This window comes from Staphylococcus sp. OJ82 (assembly GCF_000294465.1).
Classification (GTDB): Bacteria; Bacillota; Bacilli; order Staphylococcales; family Staphylococcaceae; genus Staphylococcus; species Staphylococcus equorum.
Map to the genome: position 1 here is coordinate 39,042 of NZ_ALPU01000003.1, position 25,554 is coordinate 64,595.

A 25,554-nucleotide genomic window follows, 5' to 3' on the forward strand; every position below is an offset into this window, starting at 1 on the left:
ATCTATCTATTTAACTCACTTAATCTTTTAACATTTATCAATGAATAGAACCAGTTTATATCAAATGAAAATATTAAATAGATTAACTGTGCGTTTTATGATTGATAGAAATATAACATTTTATTGATGGTGATATGAAAACTACCTATGAAGCAGGTTCCTTATATTGTAAGCATCATAGTTGCATAGTAAATTAAATGATATCTTACATTCAAATATGACAATAAACTGGTGAACATAAGAAGTTCCAAGCAATGCATTAATAATGATTGCTTGGGCTTTTTTTGTGTTTAAAGCAGCTACCATTTGTTTGAATCAGATGAATTTGTAATAAAGAAAAAATAAATATATTTTCCAAATTTTCAAATATTATAGTTGTTTTTTGCTTTTTAATATGACATACTCAATAACAATTAGTATAACGTTTTAAAAATAGGGGTGATTTAGTATGACAAAATATATTTATGCATTTGACGAAGGTCAAAAATCAATGAAAGATTTACTAGGTGGCAAAGGGGCCAATTTGGCTGAAATGAAACGCTTAGGGTTACCTGTTCCAGATGGTTTCACGCTTACAACTGAAGCGTGTATTGAATACTTGAAACATGGTTCTAAAGTACCTGAAGCATTATCAGAACAATTGAATAGCCAATTAGCAGCATTTTCTCAACGTATAGAAAAATCATTTTCATCTGAGGAACAATTATTACTTGTTTCAGTACGTAGTGGAGCGAAAATATCTATGCCTGGCATGATGGATACAATTTTAAACTTAGGGCTAAATGATGATAACGTGAAAAAATTAGCAGCGAAAACAAATGATGCTCGCTTTGCTTATGACTGTTATCGTAGATTGTTACAAATGTTTGGTGAGGTCGTATATGGCATACCAATGAATGCATTTGATACATATTTTAATGCTTATAAAACGCAATATGAATATCAAAATGATGCTGATATTCCGGCAGAAGGGTTACAAGAAATTTGTGAACATTTTAAAGGTGTCTATTTAGATGAAGTATACAAACCATTTCCACAAGAACCATTTGATCAACTAACAGAAGCAATTGAAGCAGTATTCAAATCGTGGGATAACGATCGTGCTCGAGTCTACCGAGAATTAAATGAAATTCCACATGATATAGGTACTGCAGTTAATATTCAAGAAATGGTATTTGGGAATAGTGGCGAACGCAGTGGTACAGGTGTTGCGTTTACACGTAATCCTGTCACTGGAGAAGCAAAATTATTTGGTGAATATTTATTAAATGCACAAGGTGAAGATGTCGTAGCTGGTATACGTACACCTAAAGATATAGAATCATTAAAAGATCAAATGCCACATGTGCATCAACAATTTGTAGATGTATCGCAACGTTTAGAGAAACATTATAAAGATATGCAAGATATAGAATTCACGATTGAGAATGAACAGCTCTATATTTTACAAACGCGTAATGGCAAACGTACAGCGAATGCAGCGATTCACATAGCAGTAGATTTAGTTGAAGAAGGTGTAATTACAAAAGAAGAAGCTGTGATGAATGTCGAAGTAAAATCGATTGATCAATTATTGCATCCTAATTTTGATAAAACAGCGCTAGAGCATGCTTCAGTTATTTCTAAATTAGGCTTGCCAGCCAGTCCAGGTGCAGCGAGTGGAAAAATTGTCTTTTCAGCAGAAACCGCTAAAATACAATTTGAACAAGGTGAAAGTGTTATTTTAATGCGCCCTGAAACGTCACCTGAAGATATTGAAGGTATGGTCGCAAGTGAAGCAATTGTAACGACGCATGGCGGAATGACTTCTCACGCAGCAGTTGTAGCACGTGGTATGGGTAAATGCTGTGTTACAGGTTGTTCAGATTTAGAAATTAATGTTGTCGATAAAGTTGTAAATTATCCTGGTGGCACATTGCACGAAGGCGATATGATATCTGTTGATGGTGCTCAAGGGGACATCTATGTTGGAGAAGTTGAAACAATGAAAGCAGAAAGAAGTGAAGCTTTCGAACAGTTTATGGAATGGTCAGACGGTGTAGCAAAATTAGACGTACGTATGAATGCAGAAACGCCTCAAGATATCCAAGCTGGCTATCAATTTGGTGCAAAAGGCATTGGGCTTGTACGTACAGAGCATATGTTCTTTGGACCTGAACGTCTCGTTGAAATGCGTCGTTTCATTCTGTCAGATACACAAGATAAACGTATCGCAGCTTTAAATGAAATTAAACAATATCAAACAGCAGATTTTGAAGAAATATTAAAACTATCTGGAGAACGTCCGACAATTATTCGTTTGTTAGATCCACCACTACATGAATTTTTACCAAAATCAGCGGAGGAAAAATCATCTGTTGCCGGACAATTAAACGTACCAGTAAAAACATTAGAACAATATATAGAAAATTTAAACGAAGTGAATCCAATGCTTGGTCATAGAGGTTGTCGTTTAGCTATTACTTATCCTGAACTATATGTCATGCAAGTAGAAGCGATTATGGAAAGTGCATTAAGATTAAAAGCACAAGGTATTGATTGCCAACCAGAAATCATGATACCTCTTGTTTCAACTGTTGCAGAATTCACGACATTAAAGACACAAATCACTGAACGTATTGAAGTATTACAGCAAGAAGCGGGAGAATCTGTAAATTACCTCATAGGTACAATGATTGAAACACCACGTGCTTGTCTAATTGCAGGAGATTTAGCAAAAGAATGTGATTTCTTTAGCTTTGGTACGAATGATTTAACACAGTTAACATTTGGTTTTTCACGTGATGATGCTGGGAAATTTATTGGTGCATATTCTGAACAAGGCATCTTAGATATTGATCCTTTCCAAACGTTAGATGTAGAAGGGGTAGGACAATTAGTTAAAGTGGCAACGGAACAAGCGAAAGCTGCCAATCCAACGCTTAAAATAGGAGTTTGTGGTGAACTTGGCGGTGACCATAAATCAATACAATATTTTAATAATTTAGATATCGATTATGTCTCATGCTCTCCATATAGAGTACCAGGCGCATTGCTTTCTACTGCACAAAGTGAAGTTGAAGGTGGTCGATTACGTGTTTAATGATACTCAAACACCACAACTCACTTTGTTCGTGGTATCAGATTCAATTGGTGAAACTGCACAACGCATGATTCACGCCACGTTAACTCAGTTTCCAGAAGTATCACAAATAGAGATTAAGAAGTTTCCATTTATTAAAAGTGAAACAGAATTAATCAATGTTTTGAAACGAGCAAAAGAGCGAGGGGCAGTCGTTGTTACGACGTTAGTGAACCCAGAATTTAATATAGTAGGTCAAAAGTACGCACAAAATGAACAAATCCCTTATGTCGACTATATGTCAGATTTAATAGGGATTATTCAGCAGCTTACCAATTGTTCACCTATTCTTGAAAGTGGCGCTTTACGCAAATTAGATGAAAACTATTTTAAAAGAATTGAAGCAATGGAATACTCAGTGAAATATGATGATGGTAAGCATTTTACTGATATCGGCGTAGCGGATGCGCTCATCGTTGGAGTTTCTAGAACATCAAAGACACCTTTGAGTATGTATTTAGCGAATAAGGGTTATAAAGTAGCAAACATTCCTTTAGTACCAGAAGTTGATATACCAGATGAAGTCTTTAAATATAAGAAGTTGAAAGTATTTGGTTTAACTGCTAGTCCTAATTACATTTTGAATATTCGTAATGAACGTGTAAAAGTTTTAGGATTACATGGGCCTACAAATTACAATAGTATTGAACGTATCAGACAGGAGTTAGTATATGCTGAGGAAATTTTTGAAAAATTAAACGCGACTGTGATTAATACGGAATATAAATCTATTGAAGAATCTGCATTTTATATTGAAAAATTCTTGTAATAACATCTATTATTTTAGATTTTATAATCATGTTTCAAAGCGAATGAAATATTTAAGACGTCGGTCAGTGTCTGTTTTAAAAAAGTGGAGACTAGTTATGTGTGAGAGTGGGTACTGTTAAAGTGATATAAAATTTTTAATAAGGAGTGTCACTATGCTTAAAACAGTAATGCCTTATTTGTTTTTTAACGGTACGTGTAAAGAAGCACTAGGTTTTTATAGTGAAATATTAAGTGGGACGACCAAAGGAATCATGACTTATGGCGAAGCGAATGAATCAGTTGCTGATGACCCGAATAGAATTATTCATAGTCAACTCGAGGTAGATGGTCAAATATTTATGCTGTCTGATATTCCGAAAGATGATGATACTATGTTACAAGATCGCAATGTCTATATTGTGTTAGAGTTTGAAAATAAAGCAGATATAGAGGAAGTTTATAACCGTCTCAAAGAGGGTGGAGAGGTACAGATGGAACTAGCAGATATGTTCTGGGGTGCTAAGTACGCTAAACTGGTAGATAAATATGATATTGGTTGGGATTTAAGTTATACTTTTCCGACATAGTATAAAACCACGTGCTCAATTATTTATGAGTACGTGGTTCTTTATATTTATTTATCCATATAGGCACGCGTAACTTTTCTGCGACCAAGGGTATAAACAAACAAGCCGGCTATAATGGCGCATCCAATAGAAATGAATAAGTTAGTCAGTATATCAGATTTCTCAGGAAGCATACTATGTATAATAAAAGGGAGAATATATTGATTAAAGTTTGCAATCAAGAACATCATTCCAGCAAAAATATAACTCCCATTACGCACTTTCTTCATCTCTTTTTTCAATGATTCTTCTGAATAAGCCTCTACTACATCTATTTTTTTGCTTCTAATAGCGATGATCATAATTAGAGATAATATCATAATTAAAGCAAAACCTAAAATACCTAAGATAGGTATACGGTGTAAGTAAAATTCTATCCATATATCTGCTACAGAAATAATCATGATGCCCCAAAATAGCCACACAAAATATTTAGCGTATTCATGAAGTAATTGCTGTCTTTCATATTCATCAGTAAACCTGAAGTTAGGAATTAAACGAAGTAACTTGTTATTTTCCATTATACGTCTCCTTTTGATCAATAAGTTTTACACGTGAATCTTTAGCAATTGTAAATACTGCAATAACTATTACAGGGAAAAATGTGTTTAAGTCAGTTAGACGTTCCATATTCAATGCGTTTCCTGCAAGCATTGGAGCAATGACTGAGTTAACAAGTAGTATATAAATGATTGCTACAATAAGAAATATAATTCTCTTATTACGTGAATTTTTTAATGTTTGATGATACGTTTCTTTATCAGTAACTTCTATTGAAAGGGCATCTGCTGCAAAATGACTCATAGACATCCTGCACGCCAATATAATTATCAATATGATACCGCCTATACTAAAAGGTGAAATAAATGAACGCTCAATATCAAAAAATATAGATAAGTAAAGTAAAGCTAAGAATATGTATAGTGAAATAATTGAAAGTTTAGCAAGTAATTTGTCAATTTCATGTCTTTGATATTCATCGGGATAGTTCGTTGTTCCTGCAAATCTTTGATAAAGCCATTTATCTTTACTATTCATGATTATCATCCTCCCAAAATAAGTCATTTAAGGTGACATCTAATGCTTTAGCAATCTTTATACATAAATTAAGCGAGGGATTATATTTATCGTTTTCAATCATATTAATGGTTTGACGAGATACTTCTACTGAACGCGCAAGTGTGAGCTGTGACATGTTTTTAGCAGTACGAAAGTTTTTAACTTTATTCATAATAGATTTATTACCCTTCTTTAGTGTCAAATATATATTACATGTACAATATATCTGACATGTAAGTATGTGTCAAATATACACGACACTTTAAGCTATTTTAGCTTATGAAAGATTCATGACGAAATGCCTAAGGAATCAACAAGACTCTAAAATATCTTGAATACAAAATGAGCCATTAGATTTCTATTTCTGTTAGGAGACTAATGGCTCATAATATTATGAGGATTAAATTGAATGTTCTATTGATAATGAATCGTTGCGGTAAATACAACAGGTTCATCAGTTAGATTAAAGTAACGATGAGGCACGTCACTATTGAAGCGGAAAGCTTGATTACTATTGATCGTATACATTGTTGTATCGATTGCTATTTTTAACTGGCCTTTGTTAACAATAATATATTCTTCAGACCCAGTATGATGAGGTTCAGAAAGCATCTTGCCTCCTGCTTGTATCTCCATTTTAAACATTTCAAATTTTTTATTATCGTCGTAAGGAAAATAAGGATAAATCGCTATTTGTTCATCAATGATAGGGATGATATCTGATTCATCAATAAAGTCTACGCTATCATTATTCATCGCTGTTAATTGAGACAATGATAAATGTAATCCATTTGCGATTTTCCATAACGTTGTAATCGTTGGATTAGAAGTGCCTTTTTCAATTTGGCTCAGCATGTTTTTACTCACACCTGTTGCTATTGCAACTTTATCTAAACTGAGGTTGTGTTTTTTTCGGTAGTCAGATAAATTTCTGGCTACTATATTCTGAATATTATACAAGTGAATCCTCCTATTTACAATATAACGTACATATCGTACCATATATTGTGTTGTTTTAAAATAAAGCGAGCAAGGCGGTACAATATGGAAAAGTATAGAAAAATAAAACCATTTAATTGGTTATTGTTTATAGGAATCTTATTGGTAGGCGCTAACTTAAGAGCACCGATCACATCTATTGGTGTTGCGTTACCTGACATTAAGACAGATTTAGCGATGTCTAATAGTGCAGTCAGTGTTATAACAGTTGTGCCATTATTGGCATTCTCTGTGATTTCATTATTTGCTGCTCGAACAAGTAATAAAATGGGATTAGAAAAAACAATTTTCTTAGCACTTTGTTTAATCTTTATTGGTGTCCTTGTCAGATCAATTACGGGCATTTCATGGTTATACATAGGAACAGTGCTGATAGGTATTGGTATCGGATTTGGTAATGTACTAGCACCAGCAATGATTAAGGCGAAATTTCCACTACATATCGGTATTATGACGGGATATTATACCGTTGTGATGAATGTGTTTGGTGGCTTATCCTCATATGGGACAGCGCCCTTAGTAAAGGCATTTAATTATAATATCGCTATCAGTGTTATAGGAATTATCACACTTATAACAATTATTATATGGTCATTTCAATTAAAAGGAACACAAGAAACCGCCACAGCTTTACCTCGGAAAAGTGTGAATGTGTGGAAATCTCCATTAGCATGGCAAATTACGATACTTATGGGAGGACAATCACTTATATTTTATTCGTTGATTAATTGGCTGCCTGCATATTTATCTCAGAGTGGTATGACTATTAATGAGGCAGGCGCATATTTATCTATTATGCAGATTGCTATTATTCCATTTACCTTCATTACACCTATATTTGCGACTAAAATGAAATCGCAATTCCTCTTAACCTTTATTACAGGTATATGTTTTATTGTGGGTGTGACAATTATGCTAGTTTTGCCACATCTAGCAATCATTTCTACTATCTTAATCGGCGTTGCGGGTGGTCTTGCGTTTGGCTTAGTAAATACGTTCTTTAGTTTAAGAACGGAACATATTCAAACATCAGCAAAGCTTTCAGGAATGGCTCAAGCAGTAGGTTATCTTGTTGCAGCAGTAGGTCCGTTATTATTTGGTATCTTGCATGATATGACAGGTAAATGGACCGCTTCACTAAGTATTTTATTAATTACTGCGATTGTTATAACGCTATTTGGCTCACAAGCGGGACGTAAACGTACTATAGAACAATCAAGCACAATCAAAACAAAATAAATAGTTTGAAAATAAGCTGTCATATATTTTTATAAATTAAATGAAATGTATTTAAAATGGTAAAAATACTCATAATAGAATATAATTGAAATGATTATATCGATTGAAATATTATTCATTGAACGTTATTATTTATGACATTCAATTTATATGTGAATAAAATGGAAGTTTTGATGCAATATTTAATTTTTAAATAACAGATTTCATAAAAGAGAAGTAGTGAGGTGATTTTATGCAATTGATGTTTGATACAGGTATAAGTCCGATATATAGAATCGTGTTAGCTTTCTTTTTTCTAATGAACATCGTGCTCGCTTTACTTATTGTATTTTTAGATAGGGATAGAAGAGATGCGACCTCAACTTGGGCATGGTTATTCTTATTATTCGTTATGCCGATTTTAGGTTTTATTGTGTATATATTCTTCGGACGTGCAGTTAGAAAAAAACGTGAACGCGGATTTGAGCATAATCAAATTGAAGATGGGTTGAAAAGGTTACGGTCACAACTTCAAGATGATACAAACAAAATTAGTGATTCAAAAAATCCTATTGTAAGAAAACATGCTGATATTGCTAATACGTTATTAACGAAAGAACAATCTTTTTTAAGTAATAACAATAATATCGATATTTACACAGATGGTCATGATTTGTATGATCAAATGAAGCAAGATTTACGCAATGCTAAGCGCTATATTCATATGGAATATTACGTTTTAAAATTAGACGGCTTAGGTAGTGAAATTATTGAAATATTAGAAGAAAAAGCTGCAGAAGGTCTAGAGGTTAAACTACTCTATGATGCCGTAGGTTCTAAATCGGTACATAATTCTAATTTTAAAAAGTTTCAGTCAGAGGGCGGACAAGTCGAGGCATTTTTCAAATCTAAAATACCTTTTATAAACTTTAGAGTAAATAACCGAAATCACCGTAAAATTGTAATTATTGATGGACTGACAGGTTATGTAGGTGGTTTTAATATAGGTGACGAATATTTAGGTTTAGACGAGAAGTTTGGCTATTGGAGAGATACACACTTAAGAGTGAGAGGCGACGGTGTCGATGCACTACAATTGAGTTTCATACATGATTGGAACTCGCAAGCTAAACGTGAACAGCTAGAATATAATAAAAGATATTTCCCGAATAATGCCTATCAAGGTGGCAACGTGTCTATGCAACTGGCTGCCAGTGCACCAAGTGATAATTGGCATCAAATTGAATTTGGATATATGAAGATGATTATGAATGCTAAAAAGTCCATCTATATGCACAGTCCTTATTTTATTCCGGATAAAGGGTTTATTAATGCCCTGCGTATTGCTGCGAAATCTGGTGTCGATGTTCGTTTGATTATACCGTGTAAACCTGATCATATATTTGTATATTGGGCGACAATTACAAGCGTAGCTCAGCTGATTAAAGACGGTGTGAAAGTCTACACATATGAGAATGGATTTATCCATTCTAAAATGATTATGATTGATGATGAAGTATCAAGCGTGGGTACTGCAAATATGGATGTTCGTAGCTTTGAATTAAACTTTGAAATTAATGCATTTATGTATGACACGCAAATCGCGGAACAATTAAAAGAAGCATTCTTTGAAGACCTTAAAGTTTCAAAAGAACTCACAGAAGAACGTTACGAACAGCGTTCACATTGGATTAAGTTTAAACAATCTATTGCTAAATTAGCATCTCCAATTTTATAATATTTGATTCTAATGTCTGATAATTCTTGACGTGAAATCAATACCAACAGCGATAGTTAACCTCATGGTGGCTACCGTTGTTTTTTAAATCAAAATAGAAAAAACAATTTTATTAGTATAGTAGACTTAACCATGTGTATCATAAACAAATTGTAATATAGCGAAGGGGTGTAGTTATGCAACAAGACACAGAAAAATATATCTATAGACAGTTATATAACCGCTTAAAAGATGATATACTCGCATTCAAATATGAAAGTCATGAAAAAATCCCTTCAAAAAGAGATATGGCAAAGCATCTTAATGTGAGTGTGAACAGTGTGAAATCAGCTTACGAACAGCTATTAGCTGAAGGTTACATTTATACAAAGGAACGAAAAGGTTATTTTATAGAACCGTTAGATAAATTAATCGTCGATCCTGACGCACAAATTTCATTAGAGGGCTACGAACATACAACTCGAACTACATTTGATTACTCTTTTTCCCATATGAGTACAGATATATCAGAATTTCCAGTCGACACATGGGCAAAGTTAACAAAGCGTGTATTTCAAGATTATGATTATTATTTGTCGACTATTCCACACGTTAAGGGCCCAATAGAACTAAGACAATCTATTGCAAAACTTGTGTCATATCAAAGAGGGATACAATGTCATCCTGAACAAATCGTTATAGGATCAGGAACGAATACTTTATTGATGCAGTTAATTCAATTATTGGAAAGAAACGTAACGATTGCTGTAGAAAATCCTGGTTATTCACGTTTTAGAACATTACTAAATCAAACGAATACATCAACCACAGCAATAGAATTAGATCATAAAGGTATATCTATAGATCAGCTCAAACAAGTGCAACCTAATGCTGTTATTGTAACACCATCTCACCAGTTTCCTATGGGCACCATTATGCCTGTCTCAAGACGAATCGATTTATTAAACTGGGCAAGCCAAACACATAGCTATGTTATAGAAGATGACTACGATAGTGAGTTTAAGTATGAAACAGACAATATACCGTCATTGTTTAGTTTTGATAAAAATGACAGCGTGATTTACTTGGGTACTTTTTCCAAAACATTAATGCCAGGTTTACGTATGAGTTATATGATTTTACCATCAAAATTGATTAAGCAGTTTGAATTACAAAATGATAATATGATACCAGATTTTTCTATGTTAAATGCATTAACACTCAATTTAATGATTAAAGAAGGTCATTACGAAAAATATATAAAAAAAATGCATCAACTATATGGAAAAAGAAGGTCTCTATTAATCGAACATTTAGAAAATGTTTTTAAAGATGACATTCAAATAAAAGATACACGCGCAGGTTTACACTTCATCATAGAAGTAGTTTCTCCTTATAAATATACAGAAATTGAAACACGCGCAAAAGCACAAAAATTAGAACTTTATACTATTAAACGCTTTTCTGTAAAAACATTTCAAAAGAATGAGGCGGTTAAAATTTTAATTATTGGCTTCTCAAAAATTGAACAATCACAGATACCTGAAGCTGTAAAGCGTTTGAAACAAGTGCTTTCTGAATAAACTGGTACCATTAGTTTGCTTAAACTGGGTCTTTACATAATACCAATAATGCCTTAAATTTTTAGACAACCATAAATCTTTTTTAATAAGCATGAGGAGGTTTTTTAATGTCAGGTCAATTTGAGCATTTTAAAGAAAAAAGAGAAAAGTATGTAGCACGTGGTGTTGGTAATGGAAATTTGCATGTTGCAGATAAAGCGCAAGGAGCAACAATTACTGACGTAGATGGTCATACATTTATTGATTTTGCTGGTGCTATTGGTACGCTTAATGTCGGTCATACGCACCCAGAAATTACCAAACATTTAAAAGAAAAGCTAGATAAATTCATTCATCCCGGCTTTAATGTCATGATGTATGAAAGTTACCTTAACCTAGCACAGAAATTAACAGAGATTACGCCAGGTGAATTTGCTAAAAAAGCTATTTTACTAAACTCTGGTGCTGAAGCAGTAGAAAATGCAGTGAAAATTGCTCGGAAATATACAGGTAGACAAGCCGTTGTATCATTTGTACGTGGTTTTCATGGTCGTACAAATTTAACAATGTCTATGACAAGCAAAGTGAAACCTTATAAATATGGATTCGGTCCATTTGCGCCTGAAGTTTATCAAGCACCATATCCTAATATTTCTGAAAAATCTGAAGAATTAACGGAAGATGCATATGTAGATCAAGTGATTCATAAATTACATGACTTCTTCATTGAAACTGTAGATCCAAGTGACGTTGCATGTATTGTAATGGAACCCGTACAAGGTGAAGGTGGATTTATTATTCCTGATCAAAAGTTTGTTGATACAGTAAAACAAATTTGTGAAGATAATGGTATCGTTTTTGTAGTAGATGAAATACAAACGGGTTTTGCTAGAACAGGTAGAACCTTTGCAATTGAACATTTTGGTATTGAACCAGACTTAATCACAGTTTCTAAATCACTTGCTGCGGGATTTCCTTTAAGTGGTGTAGTAGGTAAAGCAGAAATCATTGATAGTGCAGCGCCAGGAGAATTAGGAGGTACGTATGCAGGTAATCCATTAGCTTGTGAAGCTGCGTTAAAAGTAATTGATATTATAGAGCAAGAGCAATTAAATGATAAAGCAGAACAGCTTGGCCATGATATTGAAGTATATTTGCAAGAACTCAGTCAGTCACACAAGCATATCGCACAGATTCGTCGTCTAGGGGCTATGGTAGCTTTTGAAGTTGTAGATGCTGAAACAGGTTTACCTGATAAAGCACTGACAGGTAAAATCACACAAACAGCAAATGACAAAGGCTTATTGTTATTATCTGCAGGAATTAAAGGCAATGTTATACGCTTCTTACCTCCATTAGTAATAACTGATGAAGAACTTAACCAAGGCTTAAACATTTTAACGCATGTATTTGATGAAGTGACTTCAAATTATAGCGTTTCTTAAAAAATGAAGTTCATTTTCAAAATATTAAAAAGTATAAGTTAATGATAGACATAGAGTATAAAACGTTTTTTAAGGAGTGAAGGATATGGAACAGTTAGAAGTATATAATCCAGCAACGAATGAAGTAGTTGAACGTTTAGATTACACGACGCATGAGGAGATTGATGCACAGATAAACCGTGCTCATCAAGCTTTTCAAGAATGGAAAGTTGTAGATGCACATGAACGTGCTAGTAAATTAAACCAATGGGCTACACTTATAGATGAACACCAAGATGAACTTGCACGTCTGATTACCCTTGAAGGTGGTAAACCTTTAGCTGAAGCTCAAGGGGAAGTAGATTATGCGAATTCTTATGTGAAATGGTATGCAGAAGAAGCGAAACGTGTCTATGGACGTACAATTCCGGCCCATACACCTTCTAAGAAAATGGTTATAGATAAATTTCCAGTTGGTGTGGTTGGAGCAATTACACCTTGGAATTTTCCAGCAGCAATGATTACGCGTAAAATGGCACCAGCTTTAGCAGCAGGATGTACAATCATTTGTAAGCCAGCAGTGAAGACACCTTTAACTACAATCAAATTAATAGAACTTGCACATGAAGCGGGTATTCCGAAAGATGCGATATCTTATATTATTGCATCAGGTAAAGATGCGGGTGATATATTTACTGGACATGGCCAAATTAATAAAATAACGTTTACTGGATCGACAGCCATTGGTAAAACATTAATTGAACAATCAGCACAAACAGTTAAAAATGTAACGATGGAACTTGGAGGTCTTGCACCGTTTATTGTACATAATGATGCAGATATTGAAGCAGCCGTTGATGGGACGATTGCTTCTAAGTTCAGAAATGCTGGACAAACATGCATATGTGCAAACCGTATCTTTGTACATAAAGATATAGCGGAACAATATACAGCAAGACTAACTGAAAAAGTACATGCACTCACAGTAGGTGATGGTTTAGAGGAAGAAGTTAAAATAGGTCCTCTAATAGATCACAATGCTGTCGAGAAAGTGTTAACACATATTACGGATGCACAAGACAAAGGTGGCAAGTTATCTCGTAGTTTAGAAGAGATCCAAGCATTAGGTGGCAATTTCTTAAAACCAGTAGTAATTTCTAATGTAGATTTGAACATGAAAGTGATGCATGAAGAAACATTTGGACCTGTGGCACCAATCATGACCTATGATGATTTAGATGAAGTGATAGACATTGCAAATGATACTGAATTTGGGTTAGCTTCATATTTCTTCACAAATAATTATCGTACTGGATTGAAATTATTTAATGAATTAGAGTACGGCGTCATTGGATGGAACGACGGTGGCCCTTCTGCAGCACACGCACCTTTTGGTGGTTTGAAAGAAAGTGGTTATGGTCGAGAAGGCGGTACAGAAGGAATTGAACCATATTTAGAAACTAAATATCTATCAATAGAAACTTAGCAGATAATTTTGATTTTCAACAATTACAAGGTGAAATGATTTAAACGTAAACAAAGTGCGGAAATAAAGTAATTCCAAGGTTGGAATTATCGTAATTAATTAGATGTTATTTCAGCCTTGATATATTACTTTTTGAAATTTGATGAATGATATGGGGTATGTTCAATGAAATCAGAATTTAATAAATCAATGAGTATTGTTGATGTCTTGTTTCTTGCTATCGGTGCCATGCTTGGATGGGGATGGGTCGTATTATCAGGAGAATGGGTTTCAACAGCAGGTTTTGTAGGAAGTATTATTGCATTTTTAATAGGTGGATTTTTAGTTATTGTGATAGGACTTACATATGCAGAGTTAGCTGCAGCTATTCCTGAAACAGGAGGCGGATTTGTTTTTGTGAAAAAAGCATTTTCTCCAGGGATTGCTTTTATATCCGGCTGGTCGGTACTTTTTGGCTATGTCTCTGTAATAACATTCGAAGCGGTTGCTTTGCCAACTGTGATAGATTATGTAATTCCGTTTCAGCATCAAGGGTTATTGTGGAATATCGCAGGATGGGATGTTTATCTGACATGGGTACTCATCGGTTCTGTAGGAAGTATCATCTTAACGTCACTTAATTACTTCGGCGTTAAGCCAGCAGCGATTATACAAACAGTGTTTACAATATTTATCGTTGGAGTAGGATTACTACTTGTGTTTGGTGCAGGGTTTAATGGTAACTTTAATAATTTACAACCATTTGAAAATGGTGTTGGTGGTACAATGTCTGTCTTAATGATGATTCCTTTCTTATTTGTGGGATTTGACGTCATACCGCAAATAGCTGAAGAAGTAAAAGCACCAGCTAAAAAAATTGGTGGTATTTTAATTTTTTCTATTATTGCGTCAGTCATATTTTATTTATTGATTGTTTTTGGTGTATCCACAGGACTATCTCCACAAGCATTGACGACAAGTAGCTTAGCTACAGCTGATGCGATAGTCAATTTATTCGGTCATAGTGGTTTCGGTATCTTGCTAGTACTTGGTGGTGTCGCCGGTATTATTACGAGTTGGAATGCTTTCATTATTGGTGGTAGCAGAATATTATATGCCATGGCCAAAAATAAGATGATTCCTCAATGGTTTGCTTATATACATCCCAAGTTTAAAACACCTACACACGGTATTTTATTCTTAGGTGTACTTGCATTTGTTGCACCATTATTAGGTAGACCTGCACTTCAGTGGATTGTTAATGCAGGGGGTATAGGTGTTGTATTAGGTTATTTACTCGTGGCTATTTCATTCCTTAAGTTACGTAAAACACAGCCAGAGTTAGAACGCCCTTATCGTATTAAGAATGGTAAAGCAGTCGGTATAATTGCAATTGTATTAAGTGTGTTATTCTTAATCATATACTTGCCTGGCATGCCATCATCATTGGCTTGGCCATCAGAATGGTTGATTGTCTTAGTTTGGTATTTCATTGCATTTGTACTCTATTTTACACAAAAGAGAAATGTTGTGAGTAGTGAGCAAGTACCAATACAAGAAGATAGGTAATATTATTTTAATATAGGATAAATACAAAAAGCAGCCCGAATTTTATATTCGGACTGCTTTTTGTGCACGCTTTTCCACATATGAGTCAGATTCAATTATCACTATTTAAAAATTAGTTAGCGATATGGATAAGTTGATCTCCAGGTTTAATCCATTGCTTATTTAAACATAGTTTATATAATGAAAAACTAATAGCTGCAGGTAAGAGGATGTGGAATACAAGGATTAACATCCAAACTTGTAGTGAGCCACCCATCGTATTAATAGTCATAATTTGACCGATGAATCCACTTGTTCCCATACCGGCACCAGCAGCATTATTCGTCATAGGGAACAATGTTGTCATGATAGGTGCAACAATTGCACTCGCAAGTGTTGGAGGTAAGAGTATCATAGGGTGCTTAATAATATTTGGAACTTGTAACATGCTTGTACCAATTCCAACGGATAATATACCGCCCCAGCCATTGTCTTTAAAGCCATTGACTGCAAATCCAACCATTTGAGCTGCGCAACCAATTGTCGCCGCTCCGGCAGCTAATCCACTTAAATCAAGCATAAGTGCAAGTGCAGCACTAGAAATAGGCGCCGTTAAAGCTAAACCGAAGATGACAGCTACGAGAATCCCCATTATGAATGGTTGTTGCTCAGTAGCAGCGTTGATGATTTTGCCTAAGCCAGTCATAAATTGATTGAGCGCTGGACCAAAGCTTTTTGCAATGAAACCACCAATAATAATTGTTAGTAAGGGCGTTATAATAATATCGATTTTTGTTTTTCCTGCATATAATCTACTCAGTTCAACTACGATTAAAGTAGCAATATATGCCCCCACAGGACCACCTTCAAAAGTGGTATACCCCAATGTTCCTACAATGACACAAGAAAAAACAACGAGTGGTTTTGCACCTAATCCATATGCAATTGCAACACCTATCGCTGCACCTGTCACAGACATGGCAACCTTACCTATTTCAGTTAAAAATGTTAAGTCTAATTGAGGCAGTAATGTTTGACTACCTATTGTATCCAAAATTAACCCGATAATTAACGATCCGAATAATCCTAAAGCCATAAAACTGAGTGCTTCTATGACCCACCTATGTAAATAATTCTTCATTTTTGTCCCCTTAATCTTTAAATAAAGTTATTTTATAAATTAAATTTAGTATATAGATATTTTTCAATGATGGCTAGTATATTTTAAGAATTAGTTTATAGTCAATATATCGCAAAATTAAATAGTTGAGATTATAAAAATTTAATTAGGTTATATAGTATAAATACAAGATGTTTCAACGGTTAGGGGGATTAGAATGTCGGAAATATATACGATAGGTCACGCGAATCATTCGGAACAGCAATTTATAGATATGCTTCAACAATTTAATATAGAGGTCATTGTGGATGTACGTGCGTATAGAGGGAGTAAACGCAATCCTCAATTTAATGAAGAGAATATGAGAAAATGGCTCACTGAAGCAAACATTGAATATCAATATAATACGTTGTTAGGTGGTAGAAGGAAAGCCTCTGAAAGTGTAGGTAGAACAATAAATGAAGCATGGAATAATGAGTCTTTCCATAATTACGCTGATTATACTTTGACGAAAGATTTTCAAGAAGGAATCAATGCATTAGAAGTGTTAGGGGATTCAAAACGTGTAGCATACATGTGTTCAGAACCTCATCCAGCGCGATGTCATAGATTAATTGTGAGTAATTGGCTAACTGCTCACAAATGGTCTGTACATCATATTATGCTTGATAACGAACAACAAATTATTCAGCAACAGCATGAATTAGGACAATGGGGTGCTTTGCCGATTATAGAAGATGATGGATACATTGTTTATCCTGAAATTGATGAAGGTAATTAGTATGTTATTGCTGATTACATACCATAGGAACTTCATGAACTTATAATCTCAAATCACCTCACATTCTAGTAGGACGCATACAAAAAATATGTGTTTTAGGTGTTTGTTGTTACGAAAAAAGTACCTCTATGTACAAATAAAAAAACCTAATCATGAAAAAAGCAGTTTTCTACATTTTGAGTAGAAAACTGCTTTTATTAGTTTACTGAGGTATTCAAATCTCAAGCGCTCTGATTTTCCTGGGAAATAAATAATGTGTAGGAATTATTTATTTAGGCTTTATTGACTGAAGCGTCATAAATAGATTCGATTGTTTCACCTAAGATTTTATCAAATTCTTCATCTGATTGATTTACATTTAAATCATTAATAAGTGCACGTGAGAAGCTAGCAATTAAATCTTTGTTTTGTTTAAGGACTTCGTTTGCATGTTCTCTACTGTATCCACCTGATAGTGCAACAACACGTACAACATTAGCATGGTCAATAAGTGTTTGGTATTGGTTAGCTTTTGTAGGGATAGATAGTTTTAACATCACAAGTTGATCATCGTTTAATTTGTTTAGTTCTTCTAAGATTGAGTCAGCTAAATATGCTTCAATTTCTGCTTTATTTTCAGCATTAATATTAACTTCTGGTTCAATGATTGGAACTAATCCAGCAGAGATAATTTGTTTAGCAACATCAAATTGTTGTTTTACCACTAAATCAATACCATCTTTGTTTAGTTCTAAAATATTAGAACGCATTTTCGTACCAAAAATTTTGTGTTCATTGGCACGACTTAATAAAGCATCTAAATCTGGCATAGGTTTCATTAATTGAACGCCATCTTTTTGTTCGTCTAAACCTTTATCAACTTTTAAGAAGGGAACAACGCCTTTATCTGCTAAGTAATCTCCAGTATGTTTACCGTCTACTTCGCGATCCATCGTTTGTTCGAAAAGAATTGCACCAATAATTTTATCAGCGCTGAATGAAGGTGATGATACAATACGTGTACGCATGTCATGAACGAGTTTGAACATTTCATCTTTGCTATCGTATTGATCTTCAGTAACGCCGTAATCTTTAAGCGCTTTTGGTGTACTACCACCACTTTGATCTAATGCAGCAATGAAACCTTTACCATTTTTCACTTTATCAAATTGTTCTTTATTCATTCTTACCACTCCTTTTACTGTATTCTCTTTTAGTATGATAAAAATTGAAGCATAACGCAAGTTCAAGGCACTTAAGATACTAAAATATAATAAATATTCTATCTAATATAAAAAATGTACATTAAACTAGGTCATAGGTTTAGTGACTGATATTAAAAATATAGGTGTTGGATTATAAAAAGCATCTTGTTCTTTATATACTCGAGCATAAACACCAGTATCAAGATGAATGTTTTGATATCCTAACTGTTTTAAGATGTTTATGTCATATTGTGGTCTTGATTGATGATTAATAGGTATGCTTTGTTTGATGATTTCGCTTTCCTGCAACATCTCATCTTCCAGTGTGTTATGTGCGTGATCTGTTGAGATATAACCGTAATTAATAAAGGAATCTTTGCCATAGTTACCATCTATATTAATAAGATGACCATTTGGTTTTAACACACGTAACCACTCTTTGTAAGTAGCTTGTGTGTTAGGCATTAACCACGTCACATTTCGAGCGATAACGACATCAAAAGTTTCATTTTCATAATTTAGATGTTCTGCATCCATGACTTTAAATTGTATATTTTGATTTAATTGTTGTGCATTCTGTTTTGCAGATTGAATCATATCAGGAGCAAGATCAATACCTGATACTTCAGCGCCTTGTTGTGCACATAGGATTGCTAGAAAACCAGCACCTGTACCTATGTCTAAGACTTTTAAACCATCTCTTAATCGAGTAATTGCTTCTATCTCTTTCAACCAAGCTGTTGCATGACTACTTTCTAATTCGGCCTGTTTATCTTTACTAAAAGACTCGGCACGTTTATCCCAATAATTTACAATTTGTTTTTTATCCATTTTCAAACCCTCTTTATTCAAGACTTTATTATTCCTTCTATATTATAGAATACTTTCAATTAAAAGTAAGATAATTAAAATACATATTGAAATTGATTATCATTATCATTAGAATAGTTTATATATAGATAAATATGCATAAATATAGACTTAGAATGCTATTGGAAGTATTTAATCAATTTTTATGGATGCATATAGGTCTAGTACTTATAAATTACACTAGGTTATTTTGACTTAGTTTAGAAAATAGATATGAACAGGAGATCAGCAATGAATAGAAAATATAGTATCCTATCTGGGATTGTATTATCAGCTACATTACTTACTGCATGCAGTTCAAACAGTACAGCGAGTAATTCAGAAGATAAAGAATTAACGAAAGAGGAAAAACTTGTTACCGATCAAACAAATCGTGAAGTGAAGATTAAAAAAGATCCGGATAGTATTGTAGTAGGGGGCATACTGCCTTATTTTTCTGCTTGGTTTGTAGGGACGAATTCTACTAAAGAAATAAAAGGATTACATCCAAATGCCAACAATGCTGCAGAAAATTCAATGCTAGCTAAAATATCTCCTGATATTAAAAAAGCATCTACTGAATTTGTGAAAAACGGTGATATAAATATAGAAGAATTATCTAAAATCAATCCAGATGTCTACTTTGAACTTGCATCTGAAAAGAAAACCTTAGATAAAGTTACAGAAAGTGGTATACCTACAATTGGTCTTGATACTGTAAATGATGAAGATGATGATCCATTGACTACATTTAACAGTTGGCTAGAAATAACTTCAGAAATCAAAGGTGGTAAAACAAGTGAGAGAACTAATAATTTTATGCAAGAGGGTGAAAAATCTCAAAAAATGATTGATGAAAGCTTAAAAGACACAAAAAAATCAGAGAAACCCAAAGTTTTATTTCTACATCAGCACTCAGATAATTCTATCGTTGTAGCTGGATCAAATTTCCATAGTGAAAAATGGATTAAAGCAACTGGCGGAGTTGATATAGTTGGAGAAGATGGCGTAGAAGGACAAAAAGAAGTCAATATGGAACAAATTTATAAATGGAATCCGGATAAAATCTATATTACTAATTTCACTGAAACACAACCAGAAGATTTGATTGAAAATAAAACGGATGGTCAAGATTGGAGCCAAGTGAAGGCAGTGAAAGACAAAGAAGTTTATAAGGTACCTTTAGGTATTTATCGTTGGTTCCCACCAAATGGCGATGCTCCATTAATGTTGAAATGGATGGCACAACATAACCATCCTGATAAATTTAAATATAATATGAAAGATGAGATTAAATCATATTATCAAAAATTTTACGATTATGAATTATCGGACAAAGATGTAGAGTTAATTTTACATCCATCATCTGATGCTGCAAAATATTAATATTCGATAACAATAATTGGTACATAGAAAAATGAAATTAAAATTATAAAAATAGATTATGAGTGTCGACAAAGTCTCGGATTTTGTCGACACTCTTTTTGTACACACTCCCCTATCCCTTTTTAGTTTTGAATGCCATTAATTTAAACTCGAAGTCATTTTAATATGACGTAATTTAAAGACATTTATATTTATAATTATTTTATGCTTTTCACTAATATTAACAAAAAACAAGCAATGTAAAAATTAAACGATTTTTTTATGAAAAATCACCAAATACATAAATAAAATAAAAAAATAAAATAGAATATATATTCATATTATATGTATAAAAATACAGTTAGTTAAGTTTGTAAGATTCATTAATTTCGTTAAGTTTAAACTTAACACTGTGATTTTAGCAATTTTCATATTCAAATTAATTGGCGTTTTTATATAATTATTCATCTTTTACAAATAATTCGTTTGAATGTAATTTGCATTATTATTTAAAATTCGTTAGGCTCATGTTTGTGAATAATTAAATAGTTCTTGCTAATTCATTAAATTTATTAGCGGTAATTTTACATACAAATCTACTATGAGGGGTGTTCAACAATTGAAAAAGAATAAAGTAATGGATTGGACGACCTTTATAGGGTCTTCCGTAATTTTATTAATTGCAGTAATTCCTATGATGGTTTTTCCAAAGGCCAGTCAAGATATTATTACGAAAATGAATGAAGCTGTGGTAAGTACAATTGGTTCAGTATACTTATTTATTGGATTGGCAATTTTAATATTTGTTTTGTACATTGCATTTGGAAAATATGGAAATGTGACATTAGGTAAATCTACAGATAAACCTGAATTCAATAATTTTAGTTGGGCAGCAATGCTGTTCTGTGCTGGTATTGCTTCAGATATTTTATATTGGGGCGTTATTGAATGGGCCTTTTACTATCAAGACCCGCCACACGGTGGTAAAGGAATGACGGATAGTGCTTTAAACTACGCTACAATGTATGGCATGTTCCACTGGGGGCCTATCGCTTGGGCAACATTCGTACTGCCAGCGTTATGTATTGGTTATCTTATATTCGTGAAGAAAAAACCAGTGTTTAAAATCAGCCAAACGTTACGACCTATCTTAAAAAGTCAGACAGATGGTTTTATTGGACAAGTTACTGATATTATATTTATCTTCGGTTTACTTGGAGGCGCTGCAACATCACTCGCACTTGGCGTACCGATGATTACAGCAGGTATAGAAAGATTAACTGGTTTAGACGGAGATAGTATGGTCATGCGTGGTGCGATTCTATTTATCATAACTGCACTATTTGCATACAGTTCTTATTCTGGATTGAAAAAAGGGATAAAAGTATTAAGTGACGGGAACGTTATTTTGTCATTTGTTTTACTCGGATTTGTACTGATTGTTGGTCCAACTGTGTTTATTATGGAAACAACGATAACAGGTATGGGTAATATGGTAAAAAACTTCTTCCAAATGGCGACATGGATAGAACCATTCGGAGGTATCGGTGGACGTAAGGAAACGAACTTCCCACAAGATTGGACAATATTCTATTGGTCATGGTGGATTGTATATGCACCGTTTATAGGGTTGTTTATTGCTCGAATTTCTAAAGGGCGAACTATGAAAGAAGTCGTTCTAGGTACGATAATATACGGTACTTTAGGCTGTATGTTGTTCTTTGGTATTTTCGGTAACTATGCAGTTTACTTACAAATAACGGGAGCGTTTGATGTTGTTCAGAATTTAAACACACATGGTACAGAAGCAACTATAATTGAAGTGTTGCATCAATTACCATTCCCTAATTTAGTTATTATTTTATTCTTGATTTCTGCGGTACTGTTCTTAGCAACGACTTTTGATTCTGGATCTTATATTTTAGCAGCAGCATCTCAGAAAAAAGTGGTTGGAGAACCTTTAAAAGCAAACCGTTTATATTGGGCATTCGCATTATGTTTATTACCATTTGCATTAATGCTAGTTGGTGGTGAGCGATCATTGGAAGTGTTAAAAACAGCTTCCTTACTTGCTAGTGTGCCAGTACTCATTGTCTTCGTCATGATGATGATTTCCTTCTTACGGACATTAAATGAGGATCGACTCAAACTTGAGCGTCGTGCGGATAAATATAAAGAAGTAGAAAGACGCTCACTGAGAATTACACAAGTGAGAGAAAAGAAAAATGACGACAACTTATAGATAAAAACATATAAAAAGCAGTGGACTATCTATGACATTAGATTGCTTCACTGCTTATTTTTGTAGTGGAGATGGAAGTGGATTGTGACGTATCAGGAATTTTAAATACGTATTTTACACTGATTTTTCAATGAAGATGTATCTGAAATGAAAAAAATGACAGCTAGATTTCTAAGAAAGAATCTAACTGTCATTTTTATAGTTGTAAAACTTCTCTTGAAGCATTGAAATAAGTGTTATTTCTTATTTTCGGGAATTGGGAAGTATTTAAATATTTCTCCACTTTCGATTGCTTGGCCTAAATTATCTAACCAATCATAGTAGGGTAATGTATCGATTAATTGTGCTTTGACTTCGCTAGCTTCTGTCTTAGTCGCTGCATCAGCATTTTTATCGTTGATGACCTTATCAAGTATAGCTACTGAATCATAAACAGCCTCAGAGTTAATTACAATTTCTCTTTTCCATTTGCGGGTAAAGAAGTTACTAAAGAAATTGAAAAAGTCTTTTTCAGCAATGAAATGTTGTTTTCTACTGCCGCGTGTAAACTGTTGTTTGACAAGATCGAATTCTTGGAGCCTTTTTACTCCAGCACTCATGCTAGGTTTGCTCATTTGTAGTTGTTCACGCATTTCATCTAATGTCATGCTGTCTTCAAAGAGCATAGTACCAAATAAATTACCTACACTTCTGTTAATCCCGTATAAGTCCATCGTTTCACCAATTGCATTGATAACGATGTCTTTTGCTTCATCCAATTGCTTATCAGGGTTGTTTGAATGTACCACGATGTACACCTCCGATAATTTTTTATACGAATTTAAGATATTGATGATTAAGTAATGCAAAATAATTACATTTTTATAATTATACAAATCCCTAATCAGCTTATAACTAAACTCGTTTGACACCCTTTCAATTACTATGCTAACATAAAGCTTGTAAAATTCGTTAAATAAAAATTTAACAAACTTAACGGAGGTAATTTTCATGGAACTTTTAAATCAATTATCTCGTCGTCAATATATTGATGGTGAGTGGGTAAATAGCTCGAACGAAGAAACAAGAAAAATTATTAATCCATATAACCAAGAAGTCATTTTTGAAGTCGCAGAAGGTACTTCGGAAGATAGTGAACGTGCCATTTTAGCTGCGAGAAATGCATTTGAAGGTAGCGAATGGTCTCAAGAAACAAGTGAATCTAGAGGCAAAAAAGTTGGCGCAATTGCTGACTTAATCGTTGAACACCGTGAAGAATTAGCAAGACTTGAAACATTAGATACAGGTAAAACATTAGAAGAATCTTATGCGGACATGGACGACATTGCGAATGTATTTAATTATTTTGCTGGTTTAGCAGATAAAGATGGTGGCGAAATAATAGATTCACCAATCCCTAATACTGAAAGTAAAGTGATAAAAGAACCAGTAGGCGTTGTCACACAAATCACACCTTGGAACTATCCTTTACTACAAGCTTCATGGAAGATTGCTCCAGCATTAGTTACAGGCTGTACGCTTGTTATGAAGCCGAGTGAAATCACACCGCTAACAACAATTCGTGTATTTGAATTGATGGCGGAAGTGGGGTTCCCTAAAGGTGTAATTAACTTAGTCTTAGGTAAAGGTTCAGAAGTAGGAGAGCCGTTATCATCGCATAAAGAAGTAGACTTAGTATCTTTCACAGGTGGTATTCAAACAGGAAAACATATTATGAAACAAGCTGCTAATCACGTAACGAATGTTGCATTAGAGCTTGGTGGTAAAAATCCTAATATTATTTTCGATGATGCTGATTTTGATCTTGCAGTCGATCAAGCTTTGAATGGTGGGTTTTTCCATGCAGGACAAGTATGTTCTGCTGGGGCAAGAATCTTAGTACACAACGATATCAAAGATAAATTTGAAGCAGCATTAATTGAAAGAATTAAAAATATTAAATTAGGTGATGGATTTAATCCAGAAACCGAAATGGGTCCAGTTATTTCAGCTGAGCACAGAGAAAAAATCGAAAAATATATGGAAGTTGCAAAATCGGAAAACGCAACAATTGCGATTGGCGGTAAAAGACCAGAACGTGAAGACTTACAAGATGGTTTCTTCTTTGAACCAACTGTCATTACAGATTGTGATACTTCAATGCGTATTGTACAAGAAGAAGTGTTTGGTCCAGTTGTAACAATTGAAGGCTTTTCAACAGAAGCAGAAGCAATCGAACTAGCAAATGATTCAATTTATGGTTTAGCAGGTGGCGTATTCACTTCAGATATCGGTAAAGCTGAACGTGTTGTTAATAAATTGAAGATGGGTACGGTTTGGATTAATGACTTCCATCCATACTTTGCACAAGCACCATGGGGCGGTTATAAACAATCAGGCATTGGTAGAGAACTTGGTAAAGAAGGTTTAGCAGAATATCAAGTTGAGAAACATATTCTACGTAATACGAACCCAGAGCCAGTAAATTGGTTTGGTAAACAATAGGTAATTTACACACAAATACAAAATATTAATAATTAAAAAT

At 33.9% G+C, this 25,554-nt stretch carries 21 protein-coding genes; 13 read left to right on the plus strand and 8 right to left on the minus strand.

Annotated features, from left to right (window positions below; translation table 11 throughout):
- Window positions 1-448 precede the first annotated feature (448 nt).
- The 3 genes from ppdK to SOJ_RS02515 all read left to right on the plus strand — a co-directional run bounded on the left by ppdK (window position 449) and on the right by SOJ_RS02515 (window position 4,458).
- Window positions 449-3,082 (plus strand): pyruvate, phosphate dikinase, encoded by a 2,634-nt coding sequence (ppdK, locus tag SOJ_RS02505; protein WP_002506506.1) that lies wholly within the window; start codon window positions 449-451, stop codon window positions 3,080-3,082.
- The gene (locus tag SOJ_RS02510; RefSeq protein WP_002506507.1) at window positions 3,075-3,890 is read left to right on the plus strand and encodes a pyruvate, water dikinase regulatory protein; all 816 of its coding nucleotides are present in this window, start codon (window positions 3,075-3,077) and stop codon (window positions 3,888-3,890) included. The genes ppdK and SOJ_RS02510 overlap by 8 nt, the downstream gene beginning before the upstream one ends.
- Before the next feature lie 154 nt (window positions 3,891-4,044).
- Window positions 4,045-4,458 carry a VOC family protein gene (locus SOJ_RS02515; protein ID WP_002506508.1) on the plus strand — a complete coding sequence of 138 codons (414 nt, stop codon included), beginning with the start codon at window positions 4,045-4,047 and terminating at the stop codon, window positions 4,456-4,458.
- 47 nt (window positions 4,459-4,505) lie between these two features.
- On the opposite strand, the gene SOJ_RS02520 is transcribed toward SOJ_RS02515, so the two are convergent.
- The 4 genes from SOJ_RS02520 to SOJ_RS02535 form a co-directional block, all read right to left on the minus strand.
- Window positions 4,506-5,018, minus strand: coding sequence for a hypothetical protein (locus SOJ_RS02520; protein WP_002506509.1), 513 nt, complete (start codon window positions 5,016-5,018; stop codon window positions 4,506-4,508).
- Window positions 5,008-5,535, minus strand: coding sequence for a hypothetical protein (locus SOJ_RS02525; RefSeq protein ID WP_002506510.1), 528 nt, complete (start codon window positions 5,533-5,535; stop codon window positions 5,008-5,010). The genes SOJ_RS02520 and SOJ_RS02525 overlap by 11 nt, the downstream gene beginning before the upstream one ends.
- Window positions 5,528-5,728, minus strand: coding sequence for a helix-turn-helix transcriptional regulator (locus SOJ_RS02530; protein WP_002506511.1), 201 nt, complete (start codon window positions 5,726-5,728; stop codon window positions 5,528-5,530). Before SOJ_RS02530 ends, SOJ_RS02525 begins: the two co-directional genes overlap by 8 nt.
- Before the next feature lie 242 nt (window positions 5,729-5,970).
- Window positions 5,971-6,516 (minus strand): helix-turn-helix domain-containing protein, encoded by a 546-nt coding sequence (locus SOJ_RS02535; RefSeq protein ID WP_037539419.1) that lies wholly within the window; start codon window positions 6,514-6,516, stop codon window positions 5,971-5,973.
- 84 nt (window positions 6,517-6,600) lie between these two features.
- Here SOJ_RS02535 and SOJ_RS02540 point away from each other — a divergent pair, with 84 nt between their 5' ends.
- The 6 genes from SOJ_RS02540 to SOJ_RS02565 all read left to right on the plus strand — a co-directional run bounded on the left by SOJ_RS02540 (window position 6,601) and on the right by SOJ_RS02565 (window position 15,510).
- Complete coding sequence (locus SOJ_RS02540) at window positions 6,601-7,794, plus strand: CynX/NimT family MFS transporter (protein WP_002506513.1); 1,194 nt, start codon at window positions 6,601-6,603, stop codon at window positions 7,792-7,794.
- Window positions 7,795-8,026: 232 nt separating this feature from the next.
- Window positions 8,027-9,511: a cardiolipin synthase gene (cls, locus tag SOJ_RS02545; protein ID WP_002506514.1), complete on the plus strand. Its 1,485-nt coding sequence runs from the start codon at window positions 8,027-8,029 to the stop codon at window positions 9,509-9,511.
- 176 nt (window positions 9,512-9,687) lie between these two features.
- Window positions 9,688-11,073 carry a MocR-like transcriptional regulator GabR gene (gene gabR, locus SOJ_RS02550; RefSeq protein ID WP_002506515.1) on the plus strand — a complete coding sequence of 462 codons (1,386 nt, stop codon included), beginning with the start codon at window positions 9,688-9,690 and terminating at the stop codon, window positions 11,071-11,073.
- Window positions 11,074-11,180: 107 nt separating this feature from the next.
- Window positions 11,181-12,497, plus strand: coding sequence for a 4-aminobutyrate--2-oxoglutarate transaminase (gabT, locus tag SOJ_RS02555; protein WP_002506516.1), 1,317 nt, complete (start codon window positions 11,181-11,183; stop codon window positions 12,495-12,497).
- Between the two features lie 85 nt (window positions 12,498-12,582).
- Window positions 12,583-13,962, plus strand: coding sequence for an NAD-dependent succinate-semialdehyde dehydrogenase (locus SOJ_RS02560; RefSeq protein ID WP_002506517.1), 1,380 nt, complete (start codon window positions 12,583-12,585; stop codon window positions 13,960-13,962).
- Between the two features lie 165 nt (window positions 13,963-14,127).
- Complete coding sequence (locus SOJ_RS02565) at window positions 14,128-15,510, plus strand: APC family permease (protein WP_002506518.1); 1,383 nt, start codon at window positions 14,128-14,130, stop codon at window positions 15,508-15,510.
- Window positions 15,511-15,622: 112 nt separating this feature from the next.
- On the opposite strand, the gene SOJ_RS02570 is transcribed toward SOJ_RS02565, so the two are convergent.
- Window positions 15,623-16,630: a PTS transporter subunit IIC gene (locus SOJ_RS02570; protein ID WP_002506519.1), complete on the minus strand. Its 1,008-nt coding sequence runs from the start codon at window positions 16,628-16,630 to the stop codon at window positions 15,623-15,625.
- A 196-nt stretch (window positions 16,631-16,826) separates the two neighbouring features.
- Between SOJ_RS02570 and SOJ_RS02575 the strand changes: the two genes are divergently transcribed.
- Complete coding sequence (locus SOJ_RS02575) at window positions 16,827-17,390, plus strand: DUF488 domain-containing protein (RefSeq protein ID WP_002506520.1); 564 nt, start codon at window positions 16,827-16,829, stop codon at window positions 17,388-17,390.
- A gap of 272 nt (window positions 17,391-17,662) precedes the next feature.
- Here the strand turns inward: SOJ_RS02575 and SOJ_RS02580 are convergent, their stop codons facing one another.
- Together SOJ_RS02580 and SOJ_RS02585 are read right to left on the minus strand one after the other, a co-directional pair.
- Window positions 17,663-18,553 carry a fructose bisphosphate aldolase gene (locus tag SOJ_RS02580; RefSeq protein WP_002506521.1) on the minus strand — a complete coding sequence of 297 codons (891 nt, stop codon included), beginning with the start codon at window positions 18,551-18,553 and terminating at the stop codon, window positions 17,663-17,665.
- 126 nt (window positions 18,554-18,679) lie between these two features.
- Window positions 18,680-19,405 carry a class I SAM-dependent methyltransferase gene (locus tag SOJ_RS02585; protein WP_002506522.1) on the minus strand — a complete coding sequence of 242 codons (726 nt, stop codon included), beginning with the start codon at window positions 19,403-19,405 and terminating at the stop codon, window positions 18,680-18,682.
- A 270-nt stretch (window positions 19,406-19,675) separates the two neighbouring features.
- Between SOJ_RS02585 and SOJ_RS02590 the strand changes: the two genes are divergently transcribed.
- Together SOJ_RS02590 and SOJ_RS02595 are read left to right on the plus strand one after the other, a co-directional pair.
- Entirely contained in the window at window positions 19,676-20,809 is a 1,134-nt protein-coding gene (locus tag SOJ_RS02590) for an ABC transporter substrate-binding protein (RefSeq protein WP_002506523.1), read from the plus strand.
- 598 nt (window positions 20,810-21,407) lie between these two features.
- Window positions 21,408-23,030, plus strand: a complete 1,623-nt coding sequence (locus SOJ_RS02595; protein WP_002506524.1) for a BCCT family transporter — start codon at window positions 21,408-21,410, stop codon at window positions 23,028-23,030.
- A 236-nt stretch (window positions 23,031-23,266) separates the two neighbouring features.
- Here SOJ_RS02595 and cudC read toward each other — a convergent pair whose 3' ends face one another.
- Entirely contained in the window at window positions 23,267-23,818 is a 552-nt protein-coding gene (gene cudC / locus SOJ_RS02600; protein ID WP_002506525.1) for a choline uptake/conversion transcriptional regulator CudC, read from the minus strand.
- 202 nt (window positions 23,819-24,020) lie between these two features.
- On the opposite strand from cudC, the gene betB reads away from it, so the two are divergent.
- Window positions 24,021-25,514, plus strand: coding sequence for a betaine-aldehyde dehydrogenase (betB, locus tag SOJ_RS02605; RefSeq protein WP_002506526.1), 1,494 nt, complete (start codon window positions 24,021-24,023; stop codon window positions 25,512-25,514).
- Window positions 25,515-25,554: the final 40 nt, after the last annotated feature.

Coding starts and splice junctions, on each gene's coding strand:
- ppdK (WP_002506506.1), top strand. CDS start 449: ATGACAAAATATATTTATGCATTTGACGAAGGTCAAAAATCAATGAAA.
- SOJ_RS02515 (WP_002506508.1), top strand. CDS start 4,045: ATGCTTAAAACAGTAATGCCTTATTTGTTTTTTAACGGTACGTGTAAA.
- SOJ_RS02520 (WP_002506509.1), bottom strand. CDS start 5,018: ATGGAAAATAACAAGTTACTTCGTTTAATTCCTAACTTCAGGTTTACT.
- SOJ_RS02525 (WP_002506510.1), bottom strand. CDS start 5,535: ATGAATAGTAAAGATAAATGGCTTTATCAAAGATTTGCAGGAACAACG.
- SOJ_RS02530 (WP_002506511.1), bottom strand. CDS start 5,728: ATGAATAAAGTTAAAAACTTTCGTACTGCTAAAAACATGTCACAGCTC.
- SOJ_RS02540 (WP_002506513.1), top strand. CDS start 6,601: ATGGAAAAGTATAGAAAAATAAAACCATTTAATTGGTTATTGTTTATA.
- cls (WP_002506514.1), top strand. CDS start 8,027: ATGCAATTGATGTTTGATACAGGTATAAGTCCGATATATAGAATCGTG.
- gabR (WP_002506515.1), top strand. CDS start 9,688: ATGCAACAAGACACAGAAAAATATATCTATAGACAGTTATATAACCGC.
- gabT (WP_002506516.1), top strand. CDS start 11,181: ATGTCAGGTCAATTTGAGCATTTTAAAGAAAAAAGAGAAAAGTATGTA.
- SOJ_RS02560 (WP_002506517.1), top strand. CDS start 12,583: ATGGAACAGTTAGAAGTATATAATCCAGCAACGAATGAAGTAGTTGAA.
- SOJ_RS02565 (WP_002506518.1), top strand. CDS start 14,128: ATGAAATCAGAATTTAATAAATCAATGAGTATTGTTGATGTCTTGTTT.
- SOJ_RS02570 (WP_002506519.1), bottom strand. CDS start 16,630: ATGAAGAATTATTTACATAGGTGGGTCATAGAAGCACTCAGTTTTATG.
- SOJ_RS02575 (WP_002506520.1), top strand. CDS start 16,827: ATGTCGGAAATATATACGATAGGTCACGCGAATCATTCGGAACAGCAA.
- SOJ_RS02580 (WP_002506521.1), bottom strand. CDS start 18,553: ATGAATAAAGAACAATTTGATAAAGTGAAAAATGGTAAAGGTTTCATT.
- SOJ_RS02585 (WP_002506522.1), bottom strand. CDS start 19,405: ATGGATAAAAAACAAATTGTAAATTATTGGGATAAACGTGCCGAGTCT.
- SOJ_RS02590 (WP_002506523.1), top strand. CDS start 19,676: ATGAATAGAAAATATAGTATCCTATCTGGGATTGTATTATCAGCTACA.
- betB (WP_002506526.1), top strand. CDS start 24,021: ATGGAACTTTTAAATCAATTATCTCGTCGTCAATATATTGATGGTGAG.